Below are 9060 nucleotides of genomic sequence, written 5' to 3' on the forward strand. Positions count from 1 at the left end.
TTGCAGGCACAAAAAAGCCGGGTGGCAGCCCGGCTTCTTCAACAACGCAACACATCATTCACTGGAGCGATTATGAGCCAAGTGACCAAGAGCGACAACCCGCTGACGATGTCGAGCCGGGAGATTGCGACGCTGACCGGTAAGCGGCACTCCCACGTCAAACGCGACATCGAGGTGATGCTAAAAGACCTCGAAGTAGATGCATCCAAATTTGGGCACATCTACTCGGACAGCCGGAATAGGCCGCAGACTGAGTACCGGCTGGACCGCGACCACACGGATTGCCTTCTGACCGGCTACAGCGCGCCGTTGCGGATGAAGGTGATCCGACGCTGGCGCGAGCTGGAGGACGCTGCAAAACAACACGCCGTGACAGGTGGCCGTGACGCGGCATGGTCGGAGCAGCGGCGCATCGGCAAGGCGATGTTCAAGAGCCTGCACGACTACATCGGCACCCTGGACGGCAGCGAGAACCAACGCCGCCGGGCGCACGAGAACGCCACCAACCGCATCTACCGCGCGCTCACCGGCGGGGTGGCGGGTACGGCCAAGGCCCTGCGCAAGCTCTATGGCATGGAGAGCGGCACGCCGCGCGACCGCATGAGCCACCACGCGCTGGCGCAGATCAGCCTGGCGGAGCGGCGCATCTGGGAGGAATGCCAGCGCCGCGGCCTGGAGACGGTGCCGCAGTTCAACGAGGTGGTGGATGGCATCTGCGAGCGGTTGGTGGTCGGCATGGGCCACCTGTTGCTCGAGGACCGCCCTGCCGACGTGCTGGAGCGCCTGCCGGTGCCGGCGCAGCTGGTGCGGCGCACGGTGGTGACTGAGGAGTACTCGGCCAGGGGGCTGCTGTGAAGCGCCCAGCATTCCAGTTCTACCCGGCCGACTGGCGCAACAACGCGAAGCTGCGGCGCTGCAGTTGGGGCGCGCGGGGCGTGTGGATCGAGCTGATGGGGCTGATGCACGACAGCGACCACTACGGCGTGCTGCGCTGGTCCCTCAAGGAGATTGCCCAGGCCCTGGGCGCGCCGATCTCGCTGGTGCGCGAGCTGGTGGATAAGGGCGTGCTGTACGGGGCTGAGGCTGGCCAGTGCGAGCCGATGATCTACACGCCGGTGAGCGGCCGGAAGCAGGGCGAGCCGGTGGAGCTGATCGCCGCCCAGGCCGGCCCGATCTGGTACTCGCCGCGAATGGTGCGTGACGAGTATGTGCGCACCAAGCGGGGGGAGAATTCGCGCTTTGGTGCGAGCAATGGTGATGACCCCAACCCTTCACCCAAGGGGGGCTTTGGTGCGAGCAAGGGTGTAGCACCCAAGGCAGCACCCACCCCGCACGAAAGTGACGGCTCTACATCTTCCTCTTCTTCTTCATCTTCACCTTCGGTAGCTAACGCTACCTCCGGTGAGGACCGGCGACGGCGGTTCGAGATGCACGCGGACTGGGAGCCGGACGAGGTGAACCTGCGCTTTCCGCTGCGCACCGCCGGGCTGGCGCTGGAGGCGATCACGCCGGCGCTGGTTGGCGAGTTCACCGGCTACTGGCTCACCCAACCTCACGAATTCACCCACGCCGACTGGTGCCGCCGCCTGGTGCAGCACGCCGTGCGCAACCGGGCCACGCTGGCCGCTGGAGCAACCCATGACTCGACCGCAACCCGTGGCGGCGCTGCTGGCCGCGGCATCACCCTCGCCGAAAACCTCACCGACACCAGCTGGGCCGATGGGATCGACGTTCTGTGACAGCGCCGAGCTGGCGGCGCGGGTGAACCTGGTGTTCGCAACGCTGCAGACCGACACCGGCATGGCGGCGACCTTCCGGTTCGAGTTCCCCGCCGGTGACCCGGCGAAGCTGCGCGCGGCCAAGGCGAGCTGGATGCGCATGGGATTGGCCAAGGTGCCGAAGCCGTTGTTCGACTTGGCGCTGATGCGCCTCGGCGCCGAGCACCAGGTGGGGCGGGCCAGCAAGAGCCTGCCCAGCTATGGGGACTTCCTGGCGCTCTGCCGGCCCCGGCCCGAGGCCGTGGGGCTGCCGACGATGGACGCGGCCTACCGCGAGGCCGTGAGCCACGCGATGAACGCCCGGCACCGCTGGAGCCACCCGGCCGTGAAGATCGCCGCGATCGCTACCGGCGCGCACGACCTGCGCACCGCCGATGGCTACCGCACCGCCGCGCTGCGCAAGGCCTTCGAGGCGCACTACGAGCAACTGGTGCTGCAGGTGGCCTGCGGCGAGGAACTCACCCCACCACGCCTGGCCCTGGCGCACGACGGCAGCAAACCGGCCGCCCAGGTGCACGAAGAACACGCCGAGCAGGAAATTCGCGCGCGGTTGGAGCGGGAGGGGCTGGCAGGCACCGGGCAGGGCGCCCGGGAGCAGCTGCTGAAGCGGATGGGACTGAATCGACAAGGAGCCAACCATGGCTGAACAAGAACGCGTGATCTGCATCTACCACGGCGGCTGCGCTGATGGTTTCGGCGCCGCCTATGCGGTGTGGCGCGCGCTGGGGCGCGACGTGGAGTTTCACCCGGCCAAGTACGGTTCGGCGCCGCCGGATGTCGCCGGCGCGGTGGTGCTGGTGGTGGACTTTTCCTACCCGCTGGAAACGTTGCAGGCGATGGCGGACGTTGCCGAGCAAGTGCTGGTGATCGATCACCACAAGACGGCGGCCGAGGCGCTGGCGGCGCTGCCGGAGGCGCCGATGGGCTATCACGCATGGCGCCAGAGAGAGCTGCGGCTTTCGGCCATGTTCGACATGCGGCGCAGCGGAGCGGGCCTGACGTGGGATTTCCTGAACCCTGGCTGGGGTCGCCCGGCACTGGTCGATTACATAGAGGACCGCGACCTGTGGCGCTTCTCCCTGGGCTTCACCCGCGAGGTGATGGCTGGCCTGTTCAGCTACCCGCAGGAGTTCGAGGTGTGGGAGCGCTTCATGGAGGGCGGCGTGGAGCAGCTGCTGAAGGATGGCGAGGCGATCGAGCGCAAGCAGCGCCAGGACGTTGCGGCGGTGATCCGCTCCTCGCAGCGCCGGATGATGATCGGCGACTACGACGTGCCGGTGGTCAACGCGCCGTACACCATGGCCAGCGACGTGGGCCACGTGCTGCTCGAAGGCGAACCCTTCTCGGCGACCTACTACGACGCGGCGGAGGAGCGCGTGTTCAGCTTGCGCAGCAGCGACAACGGCGTGGACGTCGGCGCCATCGCCGAGCAGTACGGCGGTGGCGGGCACCGCAACGCCTCGGGCTTCCGCGTGCCACACGGGCATGCGCTGGCGGGTGGGGTGAGCCATGGGTGACTCGCGCCAATCCAACGCCGCCGCGTTCGCGTCGCTGGCGCTCTCTGTCCTGGCATCTGTTGCCATCGTAGTTCACCTGATCGGCGTGCTCGGCAGCGATGACACTGTGGGGACCTTCTACAACGAAACCATCGACGCAACCTGCGTAGTCGTCACGTCTGCTGGGCAGAAGACGATGTCCTGCTTGCCAGGGGATCGCCGCCATGAGTGAGCATCGCTTCGCCCCGGGCGATGTGGCTCTCACCCTCGTCGAGGGTGTCGACTGGCCGGCCATGTCCGAGGTCGTCCTCTACCACTTCATTCCAAAGGGGGATCGGTGCAGGGACAGCACCGGATACGAATTCACGGCCGACTCCGATCTCTGGATCGTTCGGCGTGAAGGCGACCCCATCGGTGACAGGTTTTCGCCCCACCATCTCATGCCCCTGCGAGGCGACGGCTACGTTCCGCTGACCAAGGCCAACGAGGTGCCGGCATGAGCAAGCCATCGGCCCTGCGGACGACCGGCCAGGTGCTGACCTGGTGGGTCGAGCGCCTCGAACTCAACCGGTCCGTCTCTGCCAGCTACCGCCGCACGATGCGCAGCCTGATCCGTCGCCACGTGATTCCCGCATTGGGCGCGCTCGCGGTGAAGAAGCTGAACCGCGCCGTGATCGATGACCGCCTGGTGTGGCCGATGCAGCAGACGCACTCGCCGCACACGGTGCATAAGGCCGTGCAGGGCTTGCAGCAGGCGCTGGCGCTCGCCGAGCGGCAGGGGCGCATCGCCGAGAACCCGCTGGCGGCGGTGAACTGGCGGGACTTCTGGACCGGGCAGCTTCCGCCGCGCGCCGCCGGGCTGCTGCCGGTGGACGTGCCGGCTCTGGTGCCAGCGCTGTGCAAGGCGTTCGACGATGACGCGGTGGGCGGCCTGCTGGCGCTGATGATGCTGGCCCATGGCACGCGGATATCCGAAACCGCTATGGCGCGCTGGCAGCACATCAGCCTGGCGGAGCGGGTGTGGATCATCCCGGCCGAGAACACCAAGACCGGTGTCGAGTTGACGGTGCCGCTGACGGCCCAGGTGTGCGCGCTGCTCGATCGCTACCGCCAGCGGCAGCACGCGGCGCGCCGGGGCAGCCCGTGGGTGTTCGCTCTGCAGGGTGGCGAGGCGCCCTCGAAAGAGCAGTCGAGCGCGATGATCCGTGCCATCAGCCACCGGCAATGGCGCAGCCACGATCTGCGCAAGCTGGCGCGCACGGTGTGGGCGGAGATCGGCATCGACTACCTGGTGGGCGAGCTGCTGCTGAATCACTCGATGGGCAAGCTGGCCGGAACCTACATCAAGACGACCGTGATCGACCTCCGCCGCGAGGCGCTCGAGCGTTGGCACATGTGGCTGGATGAGCGCGGATTCACCGAAGCGCACGGCCTGAAAACACCCGAAACCACATCTTCCACGAATGACGTGGCGGCCTAGTGCTGCGCGGCTTTCGGCGATAAATCCCATTTCCAATAGAGGTAGATGGAAAACATGGAAAACGAGCAGAAGCCAGGCGAAAAGACGGATGCCTACGCCGCCCTGATCCGTGCTGCCAGCCTTGCAGAGATCGGTGTGTTCGAGCCGGATTCGGGCATCCAGATCGGCGGGCGCCCAATGGAGCGCGAGGGCTGGGGAAAGGCGAGCTTCGTGGGGGTGAAAGCGCATCTGTTCAGGCCCATTTCGAGTGACCGGATCGGCGCCCAGGGCAGGGAGCGGCAATGGGTCTCGCTGTGCGGCGTGCCCGCGGTTTCGACCAGCCGCTGGCCGATGTTCGAGGCCGGCTCCTGGAAACGCTGCAAGGTGTGCGAATCGAAGGTGCGCCGGCGGCCTCGGGCAGGAGCCATCCATGGGTGAGGCGTTGCTGAAGAAGTGGAAGCGGACATCCGCGCCGCGCCGCACCCCCTCGGTCGACTACGAGGGGATGGAGCAGGCGGCGCTGTTCCGCTGGATGCAGGTGCGCCACCCACTGGCGTGGAAGCTGGCGTACCACCCGGCGAACGGCGGCCACCGGGTGAAGGCCGTCGCCGCGAAATTGAAGGCCCAGGGTGTGAAAGCCGGGGTGAGCGACATCTGCCTGCCGATGGCGCGCGGCGGATGGTTCGGGCTGTACATCGAGTTCAAGGCGACGCCGCCCCACGACGCTGCAGTGTCGCCCTCGCAGACTGCGTTCCTCATGGCCGTGGAGCAGCAGGGGTACATGGCACTCGTATGCCGCGGCATGGACGAGGCGATGCAGGTGATCGATGGCTACATGGCGCATTCGCCCACGCGGGCGGTGAAGGGGTGAAGCGGCGCCACGGGCCAGACACCCGCTTGCCGCAGCGACCGTTGAAGGAGTGCGAGGCGTGCCAGGGCAACGGGTGGATCCGGGGAGTGTTCCACGACATGGAGTGCGCCAGCTGCGACGGTGGCGGGCTGGTGGACCGGGCGTCAGGCGAACGGATCGATCCGAAGGAACTGGTCGTGCTGCTGCGCCTGCGGCTCAATCGGGCGATGCAGATCGTCCGGCTGTACGAACAAACCCAGCCGGCCGGGCCAGCGGCGGACTACGGCGGCAGGGAGAACAAGCATCACCGCGGCGGCGGGAACTGGACGGGCGATTGAGGGGAGAAGGGCATGGTTTACAGAGACACACTGAGCGCGCTGGTTCGCTGCCTGGCGGCCGACGCGATCGACAGCACGGCGAAGCAGGCTTGGCAGAAGCTGTATTCGGCGGGTTACCAGGTGGAACCGTCCGGCATGGGGTTGCCAGCCGAAGTGATGAGGGACATCGACTGCTGGCTGCACGCGCGGTTGCACAGCCAGCTCCGCCCGCTGCACTGGAATGTGCTGGTGGCGAAGTACTCGACGCACAAGGGGCGGAAGGTGCAGGCGATCGCAGCGGCGATCCCGTTCGTGCCGTCCCCGGCTGGCCGGCTGTTCGTGCAGTACGCCGTCACCACCTGGGCGATCCCGAAGCTGAAGGGCGTCGAGGGCAAGCGCTCGACGGACATGCTGGTGTTGCCGGACAGCTACTACGACATGAACCGCTGGGAGGGCGAGGGCCGGCCGGAGCAGACGCGCAACCGGTGGCGCCGTGACATTCGTAACTGGCTGGAGGGGCAGGTGACCGAGGCGGTGAACCATGCGCACGAGGTGATGGCCGCCGAGGGGTTGCTGATCGACCACGCCGCCGCTTGACTCCAGTGCGCGACTGAGCGAAATTAATCCCATCCTGTCGATTCTGCGCGTGGTTAGGACGCAGACGACACCAGAGCCCGGCCATTGAGCCGGGCTTTTTTGTTTCAGGCCGCTGGTTCTACGCTCAGCACCAGGCGCTTGCCGAGCTTGGCCAAAGCATCTTCAAGGGCGTCCATCTTCGAGCTGTGCAGAAAGTCGACCAGGCGATCCACCTGGGGTGGCGATACGGCCAGCAGCCGACGCAGATCTGCCTTGCGCATACCCTGCGCCATCATCTCGTTCCATAGCGCGATCTTCGCCACGGTCACCGCTGGAAGGTGGATTACGTGTTCGCCAGCTTCTGGTGGTGACGCTACCGGGATGGCGCGGCGCTGGTCGACGTAGATCGACAGCGTCGTCTCTATGGCATCCAGCGCTTCTGAAAGCGCATGCGCTTCGTCATCGCCATAGGAGTTCAGCTCCGGAAGGTCACGGCAGAACACTGCCAGCCCTGGCGCGCTGTCGTCCTTCTCGAACCGGATTGCATAGTCGTACATGGTCACTCCATAGGGTGATCGCACAGTGCTGACGTGGTGAAGGGGCTCCTTAGAGCCCCAGTTGCTTGATGATCGCCTTGCGGGTCGGTTCGGGCATTTCCTTCGATCCGTGGTCCGCGAAGACCGTCTGCTTGCCCTTGTAGTAGACCTTGAAGTGGCTGGTTCCCTTGCCGGCTTCGAAGGTCACCCCTTGGGCCTTCAACCATCGTCTGAACTCGCTGTGCTTCATCACCTCATCTCTGTTGTTGGGATGGCTTCAATATACAACAAATTTGTTGTAAAGCAACACATATGTTGCATAAAGCAACGCTCGGTGGCACCCGTCTTATCGGGCGCGTGCTGGTCGATTTTCATCTCTGGAGCTGATGTATGGACCCCAATGACCTGGGCAGCGGAAACCCGGTTGGGTGGTTCACCGCCGGGGGAATTGGCCTAGCTTGGGCAATGACCTGGCTGCGGAAGCTTGTCTCGGGAACGAATGCTTCGGTAGCCAATGACCGCGCCGAGAAGGACATGCTCGACCGCCTGACCGGCGAGAACGACAAGCTGCGTGGGTTGCTGGAGACGGTAACCAGGGAGCGCAACGACATGTACAAAACCATCGGTGAGCTTACGGGCACGATGAGGGCGATGAAGTCGCAGCTGGATCTGCAGGAGGGCCACATCACGGAACTCACAAAAGAAGTCGCCCAGCTGCGGCAGGCGATGCAGAGGAGCGGCAATGAACGGCGAAACAGTGGTGAAGCGAGCGAAACACTGGTGGCGCCGCGCTGAACTGTGGCTGATCGCCGGGCTGTTGGTGTTGTCCGGCATGACCATCGGCTATCAGATCGCGATGTACAACGCGCACCAGATGATGATCATCGAGTTGACGAGCATCCGTGCGGCTTACGACCACGCGATGGGGCGCAAGGACGAGCGACTGGAGAGCCTGGTGGAGACCACCAGCGAGGCCGCCAAGACCGCGGCCTCGGCTGCGGAAACGGCCAGCCAGGCCGCCAACAAAGCTGCGGATGTGGTTGCTCAGCCACCAACTCAGAGCACGCCCTGATGCCCGTCCGCCCCCTCAAGCCGTGCCCTTGGCCAAGCTGCCAGACTCTCGTGCGCGGCCATGGCTACTGCGCCCGACACCAGCCTCTGGCCGATGCCAAGCAACAAGCCCGTCGCCAACAGGTGCACCAGGCGTACAACGAACAACGCGACGAGTCCGATTCCTTCTACAAGACCGAGCGGTGGAAACGCCTGAGCATTCGCTTTCGGAAACTGCACCCATTGTGCTGTGAATGCGAGCGAGAAGGCCGGGTGACGCCGAGCAAAATGGTAGACCACATCCAACCCCGCAAGACGCACCCTGAGATCTCCCTGGAGTGGTCGAACCTGCGCGCACTGTGCTGGCCGTGCCACAACCGGATCGGCCTACGGGTGGGCCTGCAGGGGCGCCAGGGCAGGGGGTAGGGCGGGTCGAAACCTTGGAGCCTCCTCGTCCCGAACGACGGGGGGAGCCGGATTTTCACACCCGCGAAAAATGAAATTCAGGAGTCGCGCCGATGCCGGGGGTCAAGGGGCGATCGGGGCGCCGCCCCAAGCCCACCTCTCAGAAGGCGCTCGCTGGCAATCCTGGCAAGCGCGCACTGAATAAAGCGGAGCCGCAGTTCAGCGAGATCACCCAGGTTGATCCGCCTGAGTGGATGCAGCCGCTGGCCATCCAGATGTGGGAGATGGTGCTCCCCGAATTGCTCGCGCAGAAGATCGTCTGCATCACCGACCTGCACAACGTCGAGGCCTTCTGCACCGCCTACGCCAACTGGCGCGCCGCCCAGGCGATGGTGGTGGAGCACGGTCCGGTTGTGCAGTCCGCGATGGGCAGCCCGATGAAGAATCCGGCGCTCACCGCCGCGAAAGAAGCCATGGCGCAGATGGTCACCTTCGGCGCGATGCTCGGCCTCGACCCTTCGAGCCGGACCCGCCTCACCGGCGGCAAGAAATCCAAAGCCAACAACCCGTTCCTCGACCTGCTGACCTGACCA

General features: G+C 65.5%; 17 protein-coding genes. 15 read left to right on the plus strand and 2 right to left on the minus strand.

What is annotated here, in order from left to right:
• Positions 1-72 precede the first annotated feature (72 nt).
• The 11 genes from B3E91_RS14155 (at position 73) to B3E91_RS14205 (ending at position 6497) form a co-directional block, all read left to right on the plus strand.
• Entirely contained in the window at positions 73-855 is a 783-nt protein-coding gene (locus B3E91_RS14155; RefSeq protein ID WP_287030023.1) for a Rha family transcriptional regulator, read from the plus strand.
• Positions 852-1739, plus strand: a complete 888-nt coding sequence (locus B3E91_RS14160; protein WP_287030024.1) for a DnaT-like ssDNA-binding domain-containing protein — start codon at positions 852-854, stop codon at positions 1737-1739. The genes B3E91_RS14155 and B3E91_RS14160 overlap by 4 nt, the downstream gene beginning before the upstream one ends.
• Complete coding sequence (locus tag B3E91_RS14165) at positions 1720-2424, plus strand: replication protein P (protein WP_287030025.1); 705 nt, start codon at positions 1720-1722, stop codon at positions 2422-2424. Before B3E91_RS14160 ends, B3E91_RS14165 begins: the two co-directional genes overlap by 20 nt.
• Positions 2417-3295 (plus strand): DHHA1 domain-containing protein, encoded by an 879-nt coding sequence (locus B3E91_RS14170; RefSeq protein WP_287030026.1) that lies wholly within the window; start codon positions 2417-2419, stop codon positions 3293-3295. Before B3E91_RS14165 ends, B3E91_RS14170 begins: the two co-directional genes overlap by 8 nt.
• The gene (locus tag B3E91_RS14175; RefSeq protein WP_287030027.1) at positions 3288-3506 is read left to right on the plus strand and encodes a hypothetical protein; all 219 of its coding nucleotides are present in this window, start codon (positions 3288-3290) and stop codon (positions 3504-3506) included. The genes B3E91_RS14170 and B3E91_RS14175 overlap by 8 nt, the downstream gene beginning before the upstream one ends.
• Positions 3499-3774 (plus strand): hypothetical protein, encoded by a 276-nt coding sequence (locus tag B3E91_RS14180; protein ID WP_287030028.1) that lies wholly within the window; start codon positions 3499-3501, stop codon positions 3772-3774. Before B3E91_RS14175 ends, B3E91_RS14180 begins: the two co-directional genes overlap by 8 nt.
• Positions 3771-4754, plus strand: coding sequence for a tyrosine-type recombinase/integrase (locus B3E91_RS14185; RefSeq protein WP_287030030.1), 984 nt, complete (start codon positions 3771-3773; stop codon positions 4752-4754). The genes B3E91_RS14180 and B3E91_RS14185 overlap by 4 nt, the downstream gene beginning before the upstream one ends.
• A 45-nt stretch (positions 4755-4799) precedes the next feature.
• Positions 4800-5171, plus strand: coding sequence for a hypothetical protein (locus tag B3E91_RS14190; RefSeq protein WP_287030031.1), 372 nt, complete (start codon positions 4800-4802; stop codon positions 5169-5171).
• Positions 5164-5604: a VRR-NUC domain-containing protein gene (locus B3E91_RS14195; protein ID WP_287030032.1), complete on the plus strand. Its 441-nt coding sequence runs from the start codon at positions 5164-5166 to the stop codon at positions 5602-5604. The genes B3E91_RS14190 and B3E91_RS14195 overlap by 8 nt, the downstream gene beginning before the upstream one ends.
• A gap of 86 nt (positions 5605-5690) precedes the next feature.
• Positions 5691-5921 (plus strand): hypothetical protein, encoded by a 231-nt coding sequence (locus tag B3E91_RS14200; RefSeq protein WP_287030033.1) that lies wholly within the window; start codon positions 5691-5693, stop codon positions 5919-5921.
• Between the two features lie 12 nt (positions 5922-5933).
• A complete protein-coding gene (locus B3E91_RS14205) occupies positions 5934-6497 on the plus strand; it encodes a hypothetical protein (RefSeq protein WP_287030034.1) in 564 nt (187 codons plus the stop codon).
• A 104-nt stretch (positions 6498-6601) separates the two neighbouring features.
• Here the strand turns inward: B3E91_RS14205 and B3E91_RS14210 are convergent, their stop codons facing one another.
• Both B3E91_RS14210 and B3E91_RS14215 read right to left on the minus strand, forming a co-directional pair.
• Positions 6602-7033, minus strand: a complete 432-nt coding sequence (locus B3E91_RS14210; RefSeq protein WP_287030035.1) for a type II toxin-antitoxin system HicB family antitoxin — start codon at positions 7031-7033, stop codon at positions 6602-6604.
• Between the two features lie 49 nt (positions 7034-7082).
• Positions 7083-7262 (minus strand): type II toxin-antitoxin system HicA family toxin, encoded by a 180-nt coding sequence (locus tag B3E91_RS14215; protein WP_287030036.1) that lies wholly within the window; start codon positions 7260-7262, stop codon positions 7083-7085.
• A gap of 140 nt (positions 7263-7402) precedes the next feature.
• Between B3E91_RS14215 and B3E91_RS14220 the strand changes: the two genes are divergently transcribed.
• The 4 genes from B3E91_RS14220 to B3E91_RS14230 all read left to right on the plus strand — a co-directional run bounded on the left by B3E91_RS14220 (position 7403) and on the right by B3E91_RS14230 (position 9057).
• The gene (locus tag B3E91_RS14220) at positions 7403-7807 is read left to right on the plus strand and encodes a hypothetical protein (protein WP_287030037.1); all 405 of its coding nucleotides are present in this window, start codon (positions 7403-7405) and stop codon (positions 7805-7807) included.
• The gene (locus B3E91_RS14225) at positions 7755-8084 is read left to right on the plus strand and encodes a hypothetical protein (RefSeq protein ID WP_287030038.1); all 330 of its coding nucleotides are present in this window, start codon (positions 7755-7757) and stop codon (positions 8082-8084) included. Before B3E91_RS14220 ends, B3E91_RS14225 begins: the two co-directional genes overlap by 53 nt.
• The gene (locus B3E91_RS22305; protein ID WP_414708262.1) at positions 8084-8488 is read left to right on the plus strand and encodes an HNH endonuclease; all 405 of its coding nucleotides are present in this window, start codon (positions 8084-8086) and stop codon (positions 8486-8488) included. Before B3E91_RS14225 ends, B3E91_RS22305 begins: the two co-directional genes overlap by 1 nt.
• A gap of 92 nt (positions 8489-8580) precedes the next feature.
• Positions 8581-9057 (plus strand): phage terminase small subunit P27 family, encoded by a 477-nt coding sequence (locus B3E91_RS14230; RefSeq protein WP_287030039.1) that lies wholly within the window; start codon positions 8581-8583, stop codon positions 9055-9057.
• Positions 9058-9060: the final 3 nt, after the last annotated feature.

Origin of the sequence: Pseudomonas sp. UBA6310 (assembly GCF_002438225.1) — a bacterium.
GTDB lineage: Bacteria > Pseudomonadota > Gammaproteobacteria > Pseudomonadales > Pseudomonadaceae > Pseudomonas_O > Pseudomonas_O kuykendallii.

What these genes read in the sequence shown, in the direction of transcription:
- B3E91_RS14185 (WP_287030030.1), top strand. Translation starts at nt 3,771, where the DNA reads ATGAGCAAGCCATCGGCCCTGCGGACGACCGGCCAGGTGCTGACCTGG.
- B3E91_RS22305 (WP_414708262.1), top strand. Translation starts at nt 8,084, where the DNA reads ATGCCCGTCCGCCCCCTCAAGCCGTGCCCTTGGCCAAGCTGCCAGACT.
- B3E91_RS14220 (WP_287030037.1), top strand. Translation starts at nt 7,403, where the DNA reads ATGGACCCCAATGACCTGGGCAGCGGAAACCCGGTTGGGTGGTTCACC.
- B3E91_RS14215 (WP_287030036.1), bottom strand. Translation starts at nt 7,262, where the DNA reads ATGAAGCACAGCGAGTTCAGACGATGGTTGAAGGCCCAAGGGGTGACC.
- B3E91_RS14155 (WP_287030023.1), top strand. Translation starts at nt 73, where the DNA reads ATGAGCCAAGTGACCAAGAGCGACAACCCGCTGACGATGTCGAGCCGG.
- B3E91_RS14175 (WP_287030027.1), top strand. Translation starts at nt 3,288, where the DNA reads ATGGGTGACTCGCGCCAATCCAACGCCGCCGCGTTCGCGTCGCTGGCG.
- B3E91_RS14210 (WP_287030035.1), bottom strand. Translation starts at nt 7,033, where the DNA reads ATGTACGACTATGCAATCCGGTTCGAGAAGGACGACAGCGCGCCAGGG.
- B3E91_RS14205 (WP_287030034.1), top strand. Translation starts at nt 5,934, where the DNA reads ATGGTTTACAGAGACACACTGAGCGCGCTGGTTCGCTGCCTGGCGGCC.
- B3E91_RS14230 (WP_287030039.1), top strand. Translation starts at nt 8,581, where the DNA reads ATGCCGGGGGTCAAGGGGCGATCGGGGCGCCGCCCCAAGCCCACCTCT.
- B3E91_RS14170 (WP_287030026.1), top strand. Translation starts at nt 2,417, where the DNA reads ATGGCTGAACAAGAACGCGTGATCTGCATCTACCACGGCGGCTGCGCT.
- B3E91_RS14190 (WP_287030031.1), top strand. Translation starts at nt 4,800, where the DNA reads ATGGAAAACATGGAAAACGAGCAGAAGCCAGGCGAAAAGACGGATGCC.
- B3E91_RS14225 (WP_287030038.1), top strand. Translation starts at nt 7,755, where the DNA reads ATGAACGGCGAAACAGTGGTGAAGCGAGCGAAACACTGGTGGCGCCGC.
- B3E91_RS14180 (WP_287030028.1), top strand. Translation starts at nt 3,499, where the DNA reads ATGAGTGAGCATCGCTTCGCCCCGGGCGATGTGGCTCTCACCCTCGTC.
- B3E91_RS14165 (WP_287030025.1), top strand. Translation starts at nt 1,720, where the DNA reads ATGGGATCGACGTTCTGTGACAGCGCCGAGCTGGCGGCGCGGGTGAAC.
- B3E91_RS14195 (WP_287030032.1), top strand. Translation starts at nt 5,164, where the DNA reads ATGGGTGAGGCGTTGCTGAAGAAGTGGAAGCGGACATCCGCGCCGCGC.